Below are 18962 nucleotides of genomic sequence, written 5' to 3'. Positions count from 1 at the left end.
TCCCGGCCTTAGAAGCGCCAGATAACGTCGACGAAGGCACGGTGCATGTACGAATCCGCTTCCTTGCCATAGGCATCGCCCGGCTTGAACACGCCGGCGCGCAGGCGCACCAGCGCGGACGGCTCGTCGATCGCCTGGCTCATCGAGGCTGGCAGCAGGCCTTGCTTGAAGTACTTGGTGACGACCACGTCCATTTCCTGGCCGAGGTCTTTTTCGCCGTTGATCAGCGGGCGGCTCACGCCGTTGTCGTTGACCGCCGCGTTGATGCCGCTCGAACCGATGTTCTGCGAGCCGTCGACACGCCAGAACTTGTGGTAGATGAAGCTGGCGTCGTAGTCGTCGCGCAGCTGCCAGGAGGCGAACAGGGTGGCGGCTTGCAGGTTGCCCAGCTCGCCACGGAAGGCTTCGCCGAAGCGGTGCACGCGCGAACGGGTGCCGGTGAAGTTGGAGCGGTTGCTCTCAAGGCCAGTCTGCTCGAAGTTGTTCGAACCGTCGTCGCCACCGCCGCCGCTGCCACGGGCGTAGGCCGCGCCGACCTGCCAGTTGGGGTCCAGGCGCAGGCGGATACCGAGGTCGGTGGCCCAGGCGTTGACGTCGCCGCTCTGTTTGCCGGTGGCCACCTGGTCGTCGCCCACCAGTTCGCTATTGAGCTTGTCGCGGTCACCGGTCAGCCAGGTCAGGCTGCCCCAGTAGTTGACGGTGTGGTCGTTGCGCCAGTTGTAGGCGTCGCTGTTGGCTTCCAGGCCCAGCCAGGTGAGGTCGCCGGTGCGGGTCTTGTCCAGCGCATCGATGGTCTCGCCCGGGCTCTTCAGGCTGCCGCTGTCATGGGTGTGGTGGGCACGCACGCCAACCCAGTGGCCGGGTGTCCATTGCGTGGCGACGTTACCGTAAATGTGCGTGCGGTCCTTGTCTTCCGGCGCCAGTTCGGTGAGGTCGGTGCGGTATTCGCTGAAGCGCTGGGCCACGCCCAGGTCGGCCTTGAGCAGGGTGGTGTCGAAGGTCCAGTTGAGCGCTTCGATGTTGGTGTCGCGCCACATGCCGTCGTCGCTGCGCAGGCGCTGGCGACCCAGGCGCAGTTGCTCGCCGGGGTATTGGGTGAGGCCGCTGTAGCCAACCCAGAACTCGCGCATGGCCAGGTAGCTTTTGTCTGGCTTGCGGCTGTCGTCACCGGTGTCGGTGGTGGTGCCGTCGTCGTTCTGGCGCAGGGTGTCGGTTTCGATGGTGTCGGTAGCGGCCACTGCCTGGCCCATGGCGTAGGCGCTCCAGTTGCCGCGCTCGCCATACACCCACGGACGCAGGTCGAGGCCCAGGCCATTGACGTCACCGCCGGAGCGGGTGCCCAGGTCGCGGTCGTCTTCGGACTGGCCGGTGATCTTCACGTCCAGGCCGAAGTTTTTCTGCGCCGTCATGTCGGCCAGGGTCGGGCAGGACCACAGCAGGGCGAAGCTCAGGCCGATGCCGGCTTTCACGAAGGGATTGAGCGTCATAGCGAGTCCTCACCGTCTACGTCTTTGTCGTCGTCTTGCAAGGCCTCGATGGCCAGGGTGCTGGTGCCGCCCTGGACCATGCTGCCGCGTGCCTGTTTTTCCTGCGCCAACAGGCTCTGGGCCTGGCTGCGCTGGTCAGGCGTCAGTTGCTGGTCGAGTTGCTGCAGCAGTTCGGTGGACTGTGGCGTCGGGTTGGCCTGCGACAGTTGCGCGAACACCCAGGCGTTGCCCGGTTGCGGGCGGATGCCGTGGCCTTCGCTGAACAGCTGGGCGAGGGCGTAGTCGGCGCTGTTCTGGCCACCACGGGCGGCGCTGAGCAGGTGATCCACAGCCTTTTGCGGCTCGACTTCGCCCAGGTAGCCACGGCGGTACAGCTGGCCGAGGTAGTAATGGGCGCTGACTTCGCCGGCGTCGGCGGCAGCCTGCAGGTGCTGCTGGGCTTTTTCGGCATCGGCCGGTACGGTCTTGCCTTCGTAATACAGGCGGCCCAACAGCAGTTCGGCGCGGGGCTGTTCGGCTGCGCGGCCCTTGTCGATGTAGGCCATCAGCTGGTCGGTGTCGCCCAGTTCGGGGAAGTCATAGACCAGCTGCGCCAGGCTTACCCAGGAAGCCGGGTTGACCGGGGCAACCTGCTCCAGCAGGTCCTTGGCGGTTTTCTCGTCGGTCTGGCCGAGGCTGCGGTCGGCCAGCACGCGGGCAACGTTGTCGACGCGGGTAGCCGGTACGGTGCCGCGGGCATAGGCGGATTTCAGCTGTTGCAGCAACGCTGCCTGCTGGTCGGCCTGGCCACGCTTCTGGTAGACGGTGGCCAGTTCCGCGTAGCACACGTCCATGGTGTCCAGGGCTTGCTTGCAGAGCTTCTCGACGTTGTCGAGGTTCTGGTCGTAAGTGCCTTGGGTGCGATACAGCAGGATCTGCGCCAGGCCCGCTTCCGGGTAGCCGGCGGCCTGCCACTGATCGATCTGCTGCTGGGCGTTGACCTTGGGGAAGCTCTGCGGGTACAGCAGGTAGAGCATCGCCAATGGGATCAGGGTTTTCTGTTCGCCCTGTTGTGCCGCGAGCTTGAGCAATGTCTCGGCTTCTTCGCGCTCGGCCTGGGTGCTGTTGGGCTTGGCCACCAGCAGGCGGCCAAGGCGCACCTGGGCACGGGGCGAGGTGGCGGCGGCGGCGCGGTAGGTCGCCTCGGCTTCTTTGAACTGATCTGGGTCGCCCGTGGAGACCTTGATATCGGCCAGCCCCACTTGCGCGTCGCTGTAGCCCAGGTCGGCCAGGGCCTTGTAGTTGCGCTCGGCCAGCGCCGTGTCACCGCGCTTCAGGGCTTCGTTGGCCAGGCGCTGGTCGGGCAGGCCCGCACAGCCGGCCAGCGTGATGGCTGCAGCCAGGGCGCACATTCCAAGGTTCACTCGGACCCTGTGGGAGCCGGCTTGCCGGCGAGAGGCCAGTGCGGGCGATACATCTGCTGGGCGAGTGCTGCGCACTCGATCGCCGGCAAGCCGGCTCCCACAGGTATCGGGTTGTCTGCTAGTCATCGGCTTGTCCTCTTACAGACCACGGGCCGCGGCTTTGTCGATCAGCCAGTTGAGCGAAGGGCCGCGGTCGCTGTTGACCGAAGCCGGGCGCCCGGCGAGTTCTGCTGGCAGGCCGCTGTCAGGCTTGATCTGGACGCGGATGTCGGAGGCCAGGTCTTCGCTGTTGAGGCTGGCGCTGCTGACGATCTGGCCGGTGCGCACTTCGTCTTCGCCGGCCACCTGGAAGTTGACCCGGGTGCCTGGCTTGACCTCGTCGAACTGGCGGTAGCTGAAGCGCGCTTCGACCATCGGGTTGGTGGTACGCGGGATCAGCTGGAAGATCGGCTGGCCCTTGGCGGCGTACTGGCCGTCGTCCACCAGCTGGCGGGCGACCACGCAATCGCATGGGCTGGTGAGGGTGCCGGAAAGCTGCTTGCCGAACAGTTCCTCGACCTTGGCCGGCTCCAGCTGCGAGTCGTCCAGGTGGCCTTTGAGCATGTCCAGCATGCTGGTGCTGAAGCTTGCCAGCGGCGCGCCTTTGACCACTAGGCCGCCGGCCTGGACCAGGCTGTTCACGGTGCCGTCACGCGGCATGGTGACGCTGGTGGTCGGGACCGCGACCACGCCGGCCTCGGCATGGCTGATGAAGTACATGCCATACAGCGACTTGGCGACGAAGCCGAAGGCGGCAACGCCGACCACGAACACGCCGAGGGTAACGGTCACTGCCTTGAAGCGGCCGAAGGCGGACAGCCCGGAGCCGCCGTCTTTCTGCTTGCGCGCCTTGGTGAAGTTGTCGCGCTGCAGGGTGCTGAGCACATCGCCCACGCTGATCAGTTCACCCGACAGGTGGCTGGTGATGATGTGGCGCAGGGTGGCGATGTCGCGCGGTTCGAGGTTCTGGAACTGCGCACCGGTACGGCCGGTGCTCGGGTTGCAGGAGCGCACCTGGAACTCGATGTCCATCGACAGCCCGAGGTTGTCGACCACGAACTGCAAGCGCCCGCGCAGCACCTGGCCGACCTGCAGTGGCTGCTTGGCATGGAAGCTCAAGCCGCCAGCAGACAGGTCATCGACCTTGACCTCATGGGTTTGGCGTTCGCCATCCAGGTAGCGCAGCTTGGCCGGGATGCGCACCCGGGCGTGTTGGCGCTGGGCTTCGGACTCATGCACGACATTGACGTTCACGGCGGTATTCATGGTGGTTTGTTCCTGTTAATCCGATCCGGGTTGGGCTCACACGACCATGAACAGCACAGCGACGAAGATGCTGGCTGCCGAGAAGGTCATGGTCCGCGAGGACCAGGTGTTGAACCATTGTTGAAAACTGGCGAGATCACGTTTGAGGGCAGTGGGCTGGCGGGTCCAGGACTGCTTGTCGAGGCGGAAGAACACGTAGATCTTCATCATTGCGCCGACGATCTGGTTGTAATAGAGGATCAGCGGGTAGGCCGGGCCGACGTTGTGGCCCGAGCACAGCAGCATGATGGTGAGGATCAGGCGGGTGATGCCGATCCACAGCAGGTACACCAGCAGGAAACCGAGGCCGAACTTGAGGCTGGCGATCACCGCCACGGTCAGGCCCAGCAGGCTGGTCCACATCGATACACGCTGGTCGAACAGCACGATGCTGGTGAACAGCCCCAGGCGCCCCAGGCCCAGGCCGAGCGCGCGGGAGTTCTGCCGCAGGTTGTTGCCGTACCAGCGGTACATCAGCTTGCGGCTGGCCTTGAGGAAGCTTTTTTCCGGCGGGTGCTCGACCGTGTTGATGGCGGCGTCCGGCACGTAGAAGGTGTCGTAGCCCAGGCGCATCAGGCTGAACCAGCTGGACTTGTCGTCACCGGTGAGGAACTTGAAGCGGCCCAGGCGCCAGTGCATCAGCGAGTCGCTTTCGACGTCGGCGATGAACTCGGGGTTGGTCACCACGCTGGCGCGGAACATCGACATGCGCCCGGTCATGGTCAGCACGCGTTTGCTCAGTGCCATCGAGCACATGTTGATGTGGCGCTGGGCGAAGCGCAGCTTGTGCCACTCGCTCATGATGTAGCCGCCGCGCACTTCGCAGAATTCGTTGGTGGTCAGGCCACCGACGTTGGGGTACAGCTTGAACCATGGGACGGTCTTGCGGACTACGCCTTCGGCCAGCACGGTGTCGCCGTCGATGACCGCGACCACGGCGTTCTCGTCCGGCAGCATCCGCGAGATGGCGCGAAAGCCATAAGCCAGGCCGTCACGCTTGCCGGTGCCGGCGATGCGCACGATGTCGAGTTTTACGTGTGCCGGCGGGTTGTACTTGGCCCACAGGCTCTTCACCAGCAGCTCATCGGACATCTCAACCAGCGAGCAGACAACGGTGGTCGGGTAGCCGCAGTCGATCGCCTCGCGGATTACCGAGCTGTATACCTGGGCGGTGGTCAGCGCTTCGATACGAAAGCTGGTGACCATCAGGTACACGTGCGACGGGTCGGCCGCCGCGCCCATCTTCTGCACCTTGCGGCGCAGGTACGGATAGACGCCGTAAAGGAAGATCATGCCGCGAATGAAATGGGTGGCGCCCATGGAGTAGCGCCAGATGCCGACTGCGCCGACCAGGAAGATGAAGTGCTTCGACTGCGAGTCGAAGATATCGGCCGGCAGGGCCAGGGCGATCAACATGAGCAGGCTCATGTAGAGCAACCAACCGGCGCACTGCAACAGCACTGTCTGGAGCCTTTGCATGTTCAGCATCCGTGGAGAATTCTTGGGGGATGGGCAGCGCAGTGGCCCTGTGTAGAGCGCCCTGCGCTGCCCGGCCGAGGGCTTACCAGCAAATGCCTTCGGTACGGCTGGTGGTGCAGGTCGGTTTGCTCATGAAGCCGACCAGGTCGATCACTTGCTTGCCGTCCGGAGCTTGCTGGGCAAGGGCGCGGAACTGCTCGTCGCGGTTACCCAGGACGATGATGTCGGCGTTGTCGATGACTTGCTGGAAGTTGGCGTTGAGCAGCGACGATACGTGCGGGATCTTCGACTCGATGTACTCTTTGTTCGCACCGTGAACACGGGCGTACTCGACGTTCTCGTCGTAGATGTCCAGCTGGTAGCCCTTGCCGATCAGGCGCTCGGCCAGTTCCACCAGCGGGCTTTCACGCAGGTCGTCGGTGCCGGCCTTGAAGCTCAGGCCGAGCAAGGCGACCTTGCGCTTGTCGTGGGCTTCGATCAGTTCGAAGGCGTTCTGCACCTGCGACTCGTTGCTGCGCATCAGCGAGTCGAGCAGCGGTGCCCGTACATCGAGGCTGGAGGCGCGGTAGGTGAGGGCGCGCACGTCCTTGGGCAGGCACGAGCCACCGAAAGCGAAGCCTGGGCGCATGTAGTACTGCGACAGGTTCAGTACTTTGTCCTGGCAGACCACGTCCATCACGTCGCGGCCATCGACACCGACAGCCTTGGCGATGTTGCCGATTTCGTTGGCGAAGGTGACCTTGGTGGCGTGCCACACGTTGCAGGTGTACTTGATCATCTCGGCCACTTCGATCGGCTTGCGGATGACCGGTGCATCGAGTTCTTCGTACAGGCTCTGCAGCACGTCGCCGCTGGCGGTGTCCAGCTCGCCGATGACGGTCATCGGTGGGTGGTCGTAGTCCTTGATCGCGGTGCTTTCACGCAGGAACTCAGGGTTGACCGCAACGCCGAAGTCGACGCCGGCTTTCTTGCCCGAGCAGTCTTCCAGGATCGGGATGACCACGTTCTTCACGGTGCCTGGCAGCACAGTGCTGCGCACTACGATGGTGTGGCGGCGGGTGGTGTCGCGCAGGACATAACCGATTTCGCGGCACACCGACTCGATGTATTCCAGGCCCAGGTCGCCGTTTTTCTTGCTGGGGGTACCGACGCAGATCATCGACACGTCGCTGGCGCGGATGGCCTCGGCGAAGTCGGTGGTGCCACGCAGGCGGCCATTGGCGATGCCTTGCTGCAGCAGTGCTTCCAGGCCAGGTTCGACAATGGGCGACTTGCCCTGATTGATCAGGTCGATCTTGGTGCTGGACACGTCCACACCGATCACGTCATGGCCTCGCGCCGTCAGGCAGCCTGCACAGACCGCACCCACATAACCCAAACCAAAGATGCTGATACGCATCGCTATCACCTCATGTGTTTATCACGTCAGCTCTTCCGGGAAGAGCCGGACTGGGTTGATTAACATCAGTTTCAGGGCGCACGGATCCCTGGCGAAAGCACACTTCACCGAGCGCAGGCATGAATAAATCCGGAGCGCAAAAAGTTATGCACCCAAAGTTGGCAGTTAAAGGCCAGTAATTAAAAGGCGTGCCCTGAAATGCAGCCGTCTTTATTGCAAAGCGCTACGTGGCGCCCTGCTGTGCTTGTTTTTTCAAGTGGATAAATCCTTTGAAATCAACCACTAGGACGAGTTTAAAGGGGCGCGGCTCTCCTGCATGGACAGGGCATTCAGGGGAACCTGTGGCACCTGTCGAAGTTTCTGGGGCGGGCGTTTGATGCCTGCCGGTTGTCATCTGTAAGTCATCTCTCACACCGTTGGGGCATGAAATTCGTTACGGCACTATGAGCGATAGGTCGCAGGAGAAGTTCCTGGGTGAGTTTTGCCTTGATGAAAGATTTCTAAATAATTCTTCAGTGGCAAATACTTTCAAACTGATAGCACAGGGGCCTTTTACCCCTGTATATAAAGGGCGAGCCTGAGGGGAGATGTTTTTATGCCAGTATCGAAAAAATTTTTTCAAAATTCGTCAAAAAAGTACGAACGGTCTTATGACGGTTGGCGATAACCGTTGCAGAGACGGATTTATGGCGCCGCTTTGTTGACATGGTGGCGCGATGATGCACGCCCTCTGATGGTGCGTGCTCACATTCGGAAACACTGCAAAGCCATACGAAAGCTAAGGTTTTGCCCGGGGTGGTCGTTAACCCCAAGGGACGCTCACTTGGAGCTGTTCATGTACGACGGAGCGTCTTGGGCAGCCTGGGGCCACTGGCCACCAGGGGGCGTCTCATCCTTAACCACAGGGAAGAGACGAGATGACGCTAATGAAAAAGACATCGCAGGTTTTGCTTGCCACCGTATCGCTGCTTGCTGCCGGGTTGGCGCAGGCTGGGCCTAACGTCAATGTGACCTTCAAAAATGTGGGGACTGTGCCCGCAGAGTTGAAGATGGTTACGTCGAACGAAACCAGTACCTATCAGATAGCCATCCCTAAACCGGCCCAAGGGGTCCCGCCGGGTGGCCTGATCAACTTCAATGTGCAGCGCGTGGTAAGCCCAGACGTCAATGCCGCCATGGTCCGTTACACCATTGGCCGTAAAACATGCGCATTTGGTACAACTTTTCAAATGCGCTTGCTTCCCGGTGGAATAAAACAACCCCAGTGGACCAAAACTGCGACGCCCAGCGGGGGAGCAACGTGTACGGCGAATATAACCAGCACGCGCGCGGATAATTCATGGAGTGTTGAGTTCACCATGAAGTAATTCATTCCAGTGGCTGCAATCTGCCTCGCCTGTGAGGCAGATTGTTTAGGCATACACCATCTGCTGACGCAATAGTGATATGGGTGAGTTATGGAAATCATCAATACTTTCGTGATGCGCGAATTGAATTTAGATAATTCAGTATCTGTCAGGCGCGTCGCTGATCCTGCTGAAATTGAACAGACAAAGCTTGTTGCAGCGCCCTCATCGGACACGCGAAGTGAGATATCGCCGTTAGCCCGCCAGCTCAGCGATGCCGCTACACGCGCGGCGTCCAGGGATGCTCAGTTGGGTCGCAAAGAGCTTGCGGAGCTGGCGAAAACGATACTGGATAGAGTGTGGGGTGGCAGTTACCAGTTCAGCAAAAGTGCCCACGACGCCTTCGTCCCCGATACCGAAGATCCTGCCTTGCTGGGGCGCGCGCGGCAGGCGACAGCATTTTTAAACGGTAAGGAAGAGAACCCTTTCGGGCAACTCGCTCGAGAGCAGTTGAGTTTGATCGTATATGACGAAGGCGGTGAATTTACAATGAATGAACGCCATGCCGCCTGGCAAGAGCTGAGTAAGCGCGAATGTGAGTGGACTGTTTACATGGGCCACAAGATCAGTGCTGAAATTCAATCGACAGGAAGTAAAGATCAGGGGCTTTATGAAATGCTCGATTACTACAGGTCATTACCTCCGATTGAGCAAGCGCAGCTCCTTGGGAATTACGAAACTGACATCATGATGCAATTCTCGATCTCCGAAGTTGAATGGCCTGAATTCAATACGTCGCTGATCGACATGCTTGCCAAAGAATGGGAGCCGGCGAAGGACGCTATTGCTAACCCACTCGACCCGCAGGCTGAAAGTTCGCCCAACGGGGAACCCAAAGCATGAACGCGATCATCAACCTCCAGGGCATTACCCGTCGACTGGGCACTCAACCGGTGCTGCACAACCTTTCACTCACCATCCCGCACGGCCAGACCTGCGCCATCATCGGCCCCTCCGGCGCGGGCAAAAGCACCTTGCTCAACCTGATTGGCCTGCTCGACCAGCCTTGCAGCGGCCGGATGATGCTGGCTGGCCAGGACATGACGGTAACCACGGCAGACCAACGGGCAATCCTGCGCAACCGCATGCTGGGTTTCATCTTCCAGAGCTTCAACCTGCTGCCGCGGCTTTCTGCGCTGGACAACGTCGCCTTGCCGCTGAGCTACCGCGGTATTGGGCAAGCGGCCGCGCGGCGGGCGGCGCGGGCGCAGCTGGAGGCGGTCGGGCTTGGCGAGCGTGCGCAACACTTGCCGGCCGACATGTCCGGCGGCCAGCGGCAAAGGGTGGCTATCGCTCGGGCGCTGGTGACCGAGCCTGCGTTGCTGCTGGCCGATGAGCCGACTGGCAACCTCGATGGCGCCACGGCCGAGGAGATTGCCGGGCTGTTGCTGCGGCTCAACCGCGAGCGCGGTGTGACCTTGCTGATGGTCACGCACGACCCCGCCATGGCACGGCGCATGGACCGTTGCATCGAAGTACGTAATGGCGGGGCCTTCGATGCCTGAGTGCTATGGGCCTTGCTGGTCACAGCGCTTGGGCGAGGCGTTGGCCGGCTTGCGCCAGGCCGGCCGTCGCACAGGGCTGGCGTTGATCGGCATCGCCGTGGGCTGCGCCGCGCTGGTGGCCTTGCTCAACATCGGCCACAGTGCGGCGCAGCATGCACAGCAGTTGTATCAGGGCATGGGGAGCGAGCTGCTGGTCGCTAATCTGCAGGCTGAGGCAGAAGGCGCGGTGCCGGCAACGTTGGACCTTGCCGGGTTGCCAGCCTCCATTCGCGCAGCGGCGCCACTGATGGTCACGGTAGCCACGCTGCAACTGGCGAGTGTGCGCCAGGAGGTCATGGTCGCTGGCAGCACCTTGCAGTTGGCACCGGTATTGGGCCTGGAGGCCAGGGAAGGCCGGTTGTTGTCCAGCTATGACGACGATGCCACGCACGTGCTGTTGGGGGCTGCGTTGGCCCTCCATTTGAACGCAACGGTAGGCGATTACCTGCAGCTGGGCCGCTACCTGTTCGAGGTAGTTGGCGTGCTGGCGCCCCGTGGCTACAACCCGCTATTGCCTTTGGAGGTGGACGAGGCGTTGTTGATGCCGCTGGCCGGCATGCGCCGCCTGGGCGTTGCCCCGCAAGTCGGCATGCTGCTTGCCCGTGGGCACAATGCGGCAGGCCAGCAACGCACCGCGCAATTGCTCGCCCGCTACCTGCGCGCACGCCTGCCGGGGTACGAAGTGGACGTGCAGTTGCCCCAGCAGTTGCTTGAAGGCATGGCCAATCAGTCACGGATGTTCAACTGGATGTTGGGTGGGTTCGCGGGTATCGCCTTGCTGCTGGGTGGGGTGGGGGTGATGAATGTGATGTTGATGAGCGTAACGCAAAGGCGCCGCGAAATCGGCGTGCGCCTGGCGTTGGGCGCACGTGCCCGCGACATCGCCTGGCTGTTCTTGCTCGAGGCCGTGTTGCTGGCAGCGGGTGGGGCAGTGCTTGGGGCGCTGCTGGGGCTGGTGGCTGCCGCAGGCTTTGTCCTGATGTCCGGGTGGGGCTTTGCCCTGCATGTGTTGTCGATACCGCTGGGCATGGGCAGTGCGCTGGCGCTTGGGTTGTTTTTCGGGCTGCAGCCGGCGTTCGCTGCCGCACGCCTGCAGCCGGTGCTGGCACTGCGGGATGATTAGGCCTGTGCTTGCCCTGTGGCTGGCATTGCTGGGCGGGTCGGCATGTGCCACCGAAGTGCTGCGCCCGTCTTACCCCAGCCAGGCACTGGCAGTATCCGCCATCGCCTGGACAGCCTACGAAGGCGGTGAAGTGGAGCTTGAACTTGCCGATGCCATCGCCCTGGCCCTGCGCGACAACCGCGCTATCCGCAGTGCCTACCTTGAGCGCATCGCGCAGAAATTCGACCTGCGCGTGGCGCATGATCACTATGCCCCGCAGCTGCAACTCAAGGCCCGCTACCTGGGTAATCGCAACAGTGATGATCACTACCGCGAAACCCAGCTGGCCCCCACGGCGAGCTTGCTCACACCCTACGGCGCTCGCCTGAGCCTGGATTGGGCCTATGGCCAAACCCGCGCCGACCGGGCTGGCGCACGATACCGGGATGGCGCCAACCTGATGGTGATCCAACCGCTGTTGCGTGGCGCCGGGCGCGAGGTGGCCAGCGCGCCCCTGCGCCAGGCCCAGCTCACCGAGCAACTCAACCGGTTGGCGCTGAAGGACAGCGTGGCCCAGGCCATCACTCGTACCATCCTGCATTACCGCGAGCTGCTGCAAACCCAGGAACAATTGAGTATCGCCGAGCAGGCGTTGGCGCGGGCGCGGCAATTGCTCGAGGTCAACCAGGCGTTGATCGCCTCGGGGCGTATGGCGGCGTTCGACAGGGTTCAGGCTGAGGCCGAAGTGGCCAGCCAGGAACTGGCACTGGAAGGTAGCCGTAATCAGCTGCATGCCAGCCGGCAGGCCCTGGCCCAGGTGTTGGCCGTGGACCTTGGCGCGCCTTTGCGGGCGGTAGAGCGGGTTGAGGTTCAGCGCTTGCAGGTGGATGCCGAGCAGGCGCTGGTGAAAGCGCAAGCGCTGCAACCGGCCTACCTGATGCAGTTGATCAGCGGCGAACAGGCGGCCATCGACCTGCAGGTAGCGCGCAACGCCCAGTGGTGGGACTTGGCCCTGATCGGTGGAGCCAGCCAGACTCGCCAGCGGCCAGGCAACCACGCCAGCTGGGAGCACTATCTGGGCCTGGAGGTGGCAATACCCATCGGCGACTTGAGCCGCCGCCAGGCCGAGGTACGGGCACGGGTGGCTGTGGAGAACCAGCAGGTCAGCCTTGCCGAGTTCCACCAACAGTTACAGCGTGAGGTGCTGGGTGCGGTGCGTGATACCCAGGTACGCTGGCGTCAGCTGGAAATTGCCGGGCGGGCCTTGGCGTTGTCGCGACGCAAGCTGGAAATCGAGCGGGAGCGGCTGGCAGCGGGGCGCTCAAGCAACTTCCAGGTGCTGAGTTTCGAAGGCGACCTGCGCCAGGCCCAGCATGCCGAACTGGATGCCAGGATCGCCTACCTCAATGGCCAGGCGCAGCTTGACCAGGTTCTGGGCACCACGCTGGAGCGCTGGGCGGTCGCGCTGAATGACTAGCTGGCGGCGATTGGCATGGCTGCTGCCCGGGCTGCTGGCGCCGGTGCTGTGGTGGGCGTGGCCCGTTGTCGAGCCGGCGGTTGCTGACGAGCGCTGGGTGTGGGTGGAGCCGCAACGGCTCGAGCGCCGCCTGGGCCTGGTCGGCAAGGTCCAGGCGGCGCGCCAGGAAATTCAAGCTGCGCCCTTTGATGCTGTGGTCGCCGCACTGATGGTCGCCGAAGGGCAGCGGGTGAGCGCTGGCCAGCCGCTGTTCAGGCTCGATACCGCCCAGGTTGATGTGCAGATACGTCAGGCCGAGGCTGAGTGGCTCAAAGCCCGTGCGAGCCACCGGCAGTTGCAGGGCTGGCAGGCGGGGCCTGAAGTCACGCGGGCACGCCGGTCGGTGCTGGCCGGCCGCGCTTCGCTGGCGCTCAGCCAGGCGGCTTTGGTAGACACCCGGCGCTTGTTCGAGCGCGGGATCGTTGCCCGTATCGAGGTCGACAGCCTGGCGCAGCAAGTGTCGGCTCAGCGCCAGGCCTTGCAGGATGCCGAAGACGAACTACAGGGGGTGCTGGCGCGTGGGCAGGGTGATGGGTTACGCATCGCGCAGATGGAACTGACCAACGCCCAAGCGCGTTGGCAGGCATTGCTGGCACTGCGACAGCGGCAGGTAGGCACTGCACCTTTCGCCGCCCTGGTTGCGCCCGTGGGTAGCCGCGACGGCGCAGCTGCACGCGCCGTGCAGGCTGGCCAGCAGGTCAGCCAAGGCACCCCATTGCTGGCGCTGATCGACCTGGGCCAGCTGCAGGTGCTGGCCGGGGTGCACGAACAGGATCTTGCCTGGCTGCGCGAGGGGCAGGAGGCCGATGTGTTGGTCGCGGGCCAAGCACTGGCGGGCAAGGTGCGGCGTATCGGGCTTCAGGCCAGGGACGATGCGGGGCAGGGGGCTTGGTATGACGTGCTGGTGGAACTGGATGCGCCTCGCGAGCCAACGGGATTGGGGCTGCGCCTGGGGATGAGTGCGCAGGTGACAGTGAGCGTTCATCGAACGGAGCAGGGGGTTGCGGTGCCAGCGCAAGCGCTGCGGGTGGATGAGGCAGGGCGCGATTATGTGCGCTACCGCAGTGCGGCTGATGGGCCGGAGCGCAGGGTCGCGGTCACGGTCGGTATCGCGGTAGCGCAAGGGGTAGAAGTGCAAGGGCTGCAGGCGGGTTATGTGCAGGTCCCGTAGGGGGCCGCGTTGCGGCCCTGTCGCCAGCAAGGCGGCGCCCACCGGCAGGTGTAGCGCCGATCAATCGGCAGGGTGGTCGCGCAGGAATACCAGATGATCAGCTTTGGACTGCTCGGCACTGTAGTAGTAGCCCTGTACATCGAACTGCTTGAGCTGCTCCGGGTCGTTGACCCGCTCCTGGATGACGAAGCGGCTCATCATGCCGCGGGCTTTCTTGGCGTAGAAGCTGATGATCTTGTACTGGCCGTTCTTCTGGTCCTTGAAGTCGACGTTGATCACCCGGCCCTTGAGCGCGGTGCGCTTCACGGCGCTGAAATACTCGTTGCTGGCCAGGTTCAGCAGCAGGTCATCACCTTGGTCGGCCATTGCCTGGTTCAGCCATTCGCTGATGCGTGTGCCCCAGAAGGCATACAGGTCCTTGCCGCGGCTGTTGGCCAGCTTGGTGCCCATTTCCAGGCGGTAGGGCTGCATCAGGTCCAGTGGCCGCAACAGGCCGTAAAGGCCAGACAGCATGCGCAGGTGCTGCTGGGCGTAGGTAAAGTCGTCCTCGCCGAGGGTTTCGGCATCCAGGCCGGTGTACACGTCGCCCTTGAAGGCCAGCAGCGCCTGCTTGGCGTTGGCCGGGGTGAAGTCTGGGGTCCAGCTGCCAAAGCGTGCGGCGTTGAGGCCGGCGAGTTTGTCCGACAGGTGCATCAGTTCGCTGATCTGCGCCGGCGACAGCTCGCGCAGCTGCACGATCAGCGCCTGGGAGTCGTCCAGGTACTGGGGCAGGGTGAAACGCTCGGTCACCGGCGGGGTGTCGTAATCGAGGGTCTTGGCGGGGGAAATCACCGTCAGCATCGGGTCGGCTCCTGGAATCGTTGCCGGGGATTCTACGGATTGAGCGGGTGAACGCCAAACTATGGTGACAATAGACACAGACCATCGTTTGAGCAGGCGCTATAGTGCCCGTTTCGCCGTCACGGAGAGACCGATCGTGCGCATTGCCGGTGCCTTGCTGGCCTTGATGATGAGCCTGGCCGCCCAGGCCGCCCCCATTCCCCCGGCCAGCCTGGACCGCAGTCTGTGGCCCGAGCAACTGGACAGCCCGGCGCTGTTCGATGTGGCCTCGCGGGCGGAGATCCTGTCGTTTGCCCAGGTGCTGCATGAAAGCGAGCTGCTGGATGACGCTACCCTGGCGGCACGCCTGGGGCTGCGGCAGATTAACCTGCAGAAGGTGCGAGCAGTACGGGCACGCATGTGGCAGCGTTTGTGGCAGGGTTACCAGCAGGCGCAGCGCAGTTGCGAGCAGGATGCCTCGTTCTGCTATCTGGTTGAGTCCATGGCCGATTTACGCACCAAGGCGGCGACATTTGCAGCCGATGTCGGCACGTTCTATACAGGTTGGATAGAGCCTAGCCACCAGTTCCATGTGCGCTATCTCGATGAACAACTGCGCAAGGCAGCGTTGTTGCCACAGACCAGCAGCGAGGTGGAGCGCCTGTCCAACCGCGAGCGCAATGGCGATGAGCTGAACGATCGCATGTTCCTTCTGACCTTCGTTGGCGGCCCTGGCCCCGAGGGCAGCACCACCGATACGCTGGCCCATTACCTGCGCAAACAGAAGCTGCAGGCCACTTTTTTTGTCTTGGGCAACCGCTTGCAGCAGCGCCGGGATGCCGGTGCCGCGGGCGCGCTGGGCCGTCTTTATAAAGGGCAATGCGTGGGCATTCAGGGCTGGGAGTACCGCTCGCATGCCCAGTGGAATGGTTGGCAGGATTCGCTCAAACGTAGCCAGGCCCGGGTGCAGGCCGATTTGCCGGAGCAATATGTGCCGCTGTTCCGGCCACCGTATGGTCAGCGCCGGGCCGATGGCGAGGCGTTCATGGCCAGCCAGCAACTGCGTGTGTCGCTCTGGGATATCGATGCCGAGGATGACGGCCCGTTGACTGCTGAAGCATCAGCCCAGCGGGTGGTGACCTTGATGCTGCTGTGGCGCAAGGGCGTGATTCAGTTCCACGACAGCCTGCCTAAGGCGCAGCCGGCAGTGGAATGGTTGCTGCGCAATACCGCGCAAAGCGGCATCGGTTGGGAGGATTGCCGCGAATACGGCTATCAGGAATAACGGGTCTGATTTTTGACTGTAGACCCGTCTGGGGTCAGCGCCAAGGCCTATTCGTCATTCGGAAAAATAAACTTCACCAACACGTAAAAATGCTTTTTTTAGTCATCGTTTTTGCTGTATGAAGAAACCAGACAGCCGATTCCTGCAGCACAGGTGGCGTCATCCAAGCCCACCTTGCCAGGTTACTTCCCGCCCGTAGCAACGCGGATACGGGGAGCACGGCAGTCACTCTGCGGCGCAGCAGACCGCGCCGTGTGGCTTCGACATAAGGTGACCGAGTATGGATGACCAAGGACGCAACCCTTCCTCCAGCAAGCCAATCCTCTATGTGCTCGATACCAACGTCCTGATTCACGACCCCAACGCATTACTCAACTTCGAGGAGCACCACGTCGCCATACCCATGACGGTGCTGGAGGAACTCGACAAGCTCAAGACCGGTAAACAGACCATCGCCGCCGAATGTCGCCAGGCCATCCGCCTGATCGACCAGACCCTAGGTGATGCCTCGCCCAGCGATGTCGAGCAGGGTGTACCGATCCAACGCAACAAAAGTGGGCCCAAGGGCTTCCTGTCCATCCTGATGACCCCGCGCAACGAGCCGAACAAGCTGCTGCCGGAGAACCTCAACGACAACATCATCATCAACCAGTTGCTCGAAGTCCGCGCCCGGCGCACCGATTTCGACGTGGTGCTGGTCACCAAAGACATCAACATGCGCCTGAAGGCGCGCGCCTGCGGTATCGCGGCCGAGGACTACAGCACCGACCAGTTGGTCGATGACGTGTCGCTGTTGTCCAAGGGCTACCATTCGGTCACCGGCTCGTTCTGGGACCGCGTCAGCAAGGTCGATACCCGTCAGGAGCGGGGCCGCACCTGGCATCGGGTGCAGATGATCGACAACCTGCCGGCTGTGCACATCAACGAGTTCATCATTGATGAGCAAGGTTTCGTAGGCTGGATCAAGGGCATCCGCAACGACGAGCTGCTGCTGCTCGACCTGCATCAGGAACCCCTGTTGCACCAGGAGGCCTGGGGCCTGAAACCGCGGGATATCCATCAGAGCCTGGCGTTGTTCGCACTGCTCGACCCGGATATCCACCTGGTCAACCTGACCGGTGCTGCCGGTTCCGGCAAGACCATCCTGGCGCTGGCCGCAGCCATCGAGCAGACCATGGTCAGCAAACGCTACCGGCGCATCATAGCCACCCGCAGCGTGCAGGGGCTGGACCAGGAGATCGGCTTCCTGCCGGGCACCGAAGCGGAGAAGATGGAGCCTTGGCTGGGCGCCATCACCGACAACCTCGAAGCCTTGCACATGGATGACGAAAGCACCCATGGCAGCGTCGAATACATCCTTGAGCGGGTACCGCTGCAGTTCAAATCGCTGAACTACATCCGTGGCCGCAGCTTCCAGCAGAGCCTCATCCTGATCGACGAGTGCCAGAACCTCACGCCGCACCAGATGAAAACCATCATCACCCGTGCCGGCTCCGGTTCCAAGGTGGTCTGCCTGGGCAACCTGGCTCAGATCGACACCCCCTACCTGTCCGCGACCAGCTCGGGCCTCACCTACCTGACCGAGCGCTTCAAGGACTTCCCCCACGGCGTGCACATCACCTTGCAGGGCGTCCCACGCTCGGTGCTGGCCGAGTATGCCGAGTCGCATCTCTAACCCTCCTCGCCGGGCGGCGCTCCGCCCGGCCTCTTTGCGGGGCAACCCCGCGAAGAGGCCACCGCTGACTGTACATTCCACTGCTCAAACCTGACCCACAGGTTTACACTCTGTGTTCCCTTCACAGGAGCAGAGCAGTGCTGACACATCTTGATTCCCAGGGCCGCGCCAACATGGTCGACGTCACTGAAAAGGCCGTGACCGAGCGCGAGGCCATTGCCGAAGCCCGCGTGCGCATGTTGCCGCAGACCTTGCAGATGATCGTCGATGGCGAGCACCCCAAGGGCGATGTGTTCGCCGTGGCGCGTATTGCCGGCATTCAGGCGGCAAAAAAGACCAGCGACCTGATCCCGCTGTGCCATCCGCTGATGCTCACCAGCGTCAAGGTCGAACTCATTGCCGAAGGCGCGGATGCCGTGCGCATTGTCGCCCGCTGCAAGCTGGCCGGGCAGACCGGTGTGGAGATGGAAGCGCTGACAGCCGCCAGCGTCGCCGCGCTGACCATTTACGACATGTGCAAGGCCGTGGACAAGGGCATGGTCATCGAGCAGGTGCGCCTGCTTGAAAAGCTGGGCGGCAAGAGCGGCCACTACAAGGTGGAGGCGTAATGAATGTGAAAGTGATGTATTTCGCCCGTTACCGCGAGTTGCTCGGTGTGGATGCCGAGCGCCTGGAAGGTGACTTCAAGGTGGTCGACGATGTTCGCCTGGCCTTGGTCGCCAAGGGTGGGCAGTACGAGGTGCTGGCCGAGCAGAACCTGATGTGCGCACGCAACGAAGAGCTGTGCAGGCTGGACGAGCCGCTGGAAGCGGGCGATGAGGTGGCGTTTTTCCCACCGGTCACCGGAGGCTGAGCATGGCGGTGCGAGTGCAGCAGGCGGCGTTCGACCCGGGCGCAGAGGTCAATGCCATGCACGCCGCCAATGTCGGCGTGGGGGCGGTGGTCGGCTTTGTCGGCTATGTGCGTGATTTCAACGACGGTCGAGATGTGGCGGGGATGTTCCTCGAGCACTATCCGGGGATGACCGAGAAGGCCCTGGCCAAGATCGTGGTCGAGGCCGAACAGCGCTGGCCGTTGCTCAAGGTCGAGGTGCTGCATCGCATTGGTGCACTGCAGCCGGGAGAGCCGATCGTGTTCGTCGGCGTGGCCAGTGCGCACCGGCAGGCGGCGTTCGATGCCTGCAATTTCATCATGGATTATCTGAAGACCCGCGCGCCGTTCTGGAAGAAGGAGAACACTCAGGAGGGGCCGCGCTGGGTGGAAGGCAAGCAGAGCGATCAGGACGCGGCGGGGCGCTGGTAAGGCCTGATTGAATGGCCGGGGCTTTGCCCC

General features: G+C 62.7%; 17 protein-coding genes. 11 read left to right on the top strand and 6 right to left on the bottom strand.

Features of this window, described 5'->3' with window-relative positions; all coding sequences use genetic code 11:
- Positions 1–8: 8 nt before the first annotated feature.
- The 5 genes from ACFY68_RS09115 to ACFY68_RS09095 all read right to left on the bottom strand — a co-directional run bounded on the left by ACFY68_RS09115 (position 9) and on the right by ACFY68_RS09095 (position 7112).
- The gene (locus ACFY68_RS09115; protein WP_387525832.1) at positions 9–1487 is read right to left on the bottom strand and encodes an alginate export family protein; all 1479 of its coding nucleotides are present in this window, start codon (positions 1485–1487) and stop codon (positions 9–11) included.
- Positions 1484–2878, bottom strand: a complete 1395-nt coding sequence (gene algK, locus ACFY68_RS09110) for an alginate biosynthesis TPR repeat lipoprotein AlgK (RefSeq protein WP_387525829.1) — start codon at positions 2876–2878, stop codon at positions 1484–1486. The genes ACFY68_RS09115 and algK overlap by 4 nt, the downstream gene beginning before the upstream one ends.
- A gap of 150 nt (positions 2879–3028) precedes the next feature.
- Positions 3029–4195, bottom strand: a complete 1167-nt coding sequence (locus ACFY68_RS09105; RefSeq protein WP_387525826.1) for a PilZ domain-containing protein — start codon at positions 4193–4195, stop codon at positions 3029–3031.
- A gap of 36 nt (positions 4196–4231) precedes the next feature.
- Complete coding sequence (locus ACFY68_RS09100) at positions 4232–5713, bottom strand: glycosyltransferase family 2 protein (protein ID WP_346615585.1); 1482 nt, start codon at positions 5711–5713, stop codon at positions 4232–4234.
- A gap of 82 nt (positions 5714–5795) precedes the next feature.
- Positions 5796–7112, bottom strand: a complete 1317-nt coding sequence (locus ACFY68_RS09095; protein WP_387525823.1) for a nucleotide sugar dehydrogenase — start codon at positions 7110–7112, stop codon at positions 5796–5798.
- 917 nt (positions 7113–8029) lie between these two features.
- Between ACFY68_RS09095 and ACFY68_RS09090 the strand changes: the two genes are divergently transcribed.
- The 6 genes from ACFY68_RS09090 (at position 8030) to ACFY68_RS09065 (ending at position 13851) form a co-directional block, all read left to right on the top strand.
- Positions 8030–8479 carry a hypothetical protein gene (locus ACFY68_RS09090; protein ID WP_387525820.1) on the top strand — a complete coding sequence of 150 codons (450 nt, stop codon included), beginning with the start codon at positions 8030–8032 and terminating at the stop codon, positions 8477–8479.
- Positions 8480–8569: 90 nt separating this feature from the next.
- Positions 8570–9361, top strand: a complete 792-nt coding sequence (locus ACFY68_RS09085) for a hypothetical protein (protein WP_387525818.1) — start codon at positions 8570–8572, stop codon at positions 9359–9361.
- Positions 9358–10023 (top strand): ABC transporter ATP-binding protein, encoded by a 666-nt coding sequence (locus ACFY68_RS09080; protein ID WP_387525816.1) that lies wholly within the window; start codon positions 9358–9360, stop codon positions 10021–10023. Before ACFY68_RS09085 ends, ACFY68_RS09080 begins: the two co-directional genes overlap by 4 nt.
- Entirely contained in the window at positions 10016–11185 is a 1170-nt protein-coding gene (locus ACFY68_RS09075; protein WP_387525814.1) for an ABC transporter permease, read from the top strand. Before ACFY68_RS09080 ends, ACFY68_RS09075 begins: the two co-directional genes overlap by 8 nt.
- A complete protein-coding gene (locus tag ACFY68_RS09070; RefSeq protein ID WP_387525812.1) occupies positions 11178–12641 on the top strand; it encodes a TolC family protein in 1464 nt (487 codons plus the stop codon). The genes ACFY68_RS09075 and ACFY68_RS09070 overlap by 8 nt, the downstream gene beginning before the upstream one ends.
- Complete coding sequence (locus ACFY68_RS09065) at positions 12634–13851, top strand: efflux RND transporter periplasmic adaptor subunit (protein ID WP_387525809.1); 1218 nt, start codon at positions 12634–12636, stop codon at positions 13849–13851. Before ACFY68_RS09070 ends, ACFY68_RS09065 begins: the two co-directional genes overlap by 8 nt.
- Before the next feature lie 60 nt (positions 13852–13911).
- Here the strand turns inward: ACFY68_RS09065 and yaaA are convergent, their stop codons facing one another.
- A complete protein-coding gene (yaaA, locus tag ACFY68_RS09060; protein ID WP_346615577.1) occupies positions 13912–14691 on the bottom strand; it encodes a peroxide stress protein YaaA in 780 nt (259 codons plus the stop codon).
- Positions 14692–14827: 136 nt separating this feature from the next.
- Between yaaA and ACFY68_RS09055 the strand changes: the two genes are divergently transcribed.
- From ACFY68_RS09055 to moaE, 5 genes are all read left to right on the top strand, one after another.
- A complete protein-coding gene (locus tag ACFY68_RS09055; RefSeq protein ID WP_387525806.1) occupies positions 14828–15955 on the top strand; it encodes a polysaccharide deacetylase family protein in 1128 nt (375 codons plus the stop codon).
- 280 nt (positions 15956–16235) lie between these two features.
- Positions 16236–17630 carry a PhoH family protein gene (locus tag ACFY68_RS09050; protein ID WP_346615575.1) on the top strand — a complete coding sequence of 465 codons (1395 nt, stop codon included), beginning with the start codon at positions 16236–16238 and terminating at the stop codon, positions 17628–17630.
- A gap of 137 nt (positions 17631–17767) precedes the next feature.
- Complete coding sequence (moaC, locus tag ACFY68_RS09045) at positions 17768–18238, top strand: cyclic pyranopterin monophosphate synthase MoaC (RefSeq protein WP_387525803.1); 471 nt, start codon at positions 17768–17770, stop codon at positions 18236–18238.
- The gene (moaD, locus tag ACFY68_RS09040; RefSeq protein ID WP_387525800.1) at positions 18238–18483 is read left to right on the top strand and encodes a molybdopterin converting factor subunit 1; all 246 of its coding nucleotides are present in this window, start codon (positions 18238–18240) and stop codon (positions 18481–18483) included. Before moaC ends, moaD begins: the two co-directional genes overlap by 1 nt.
- A 2-nt stretch (positions 18484–18485) precedes the next feature.
- Positions 18486–18932, top strand: a complete 447-nt coding sequence (moaE, locus tag ACFY68_RS09035) for a molybdopterin synthase catalytic subunit MoaE (protein ID WP_346615572.1) — start codon at positions 18486–18488, stop codon at positions 18930–18932.
- The last annotated feature ends 30 nt before the right edge of the window (positions 18933–18962 follow it).

Origin of the sequence: Pseudomonas sp. NPDC012596, from assembly GCF_042902325.1 — a bacterium.
Lineage (GTDB): Bacteria > Pseudomonadota > Gammaproteobacteria > Pseudomonadales > Pseudomonadaceae > Aquipseudomonas.
This window is presented reverse-complemented; position numbering and strand designations above follow the sequence as displayed.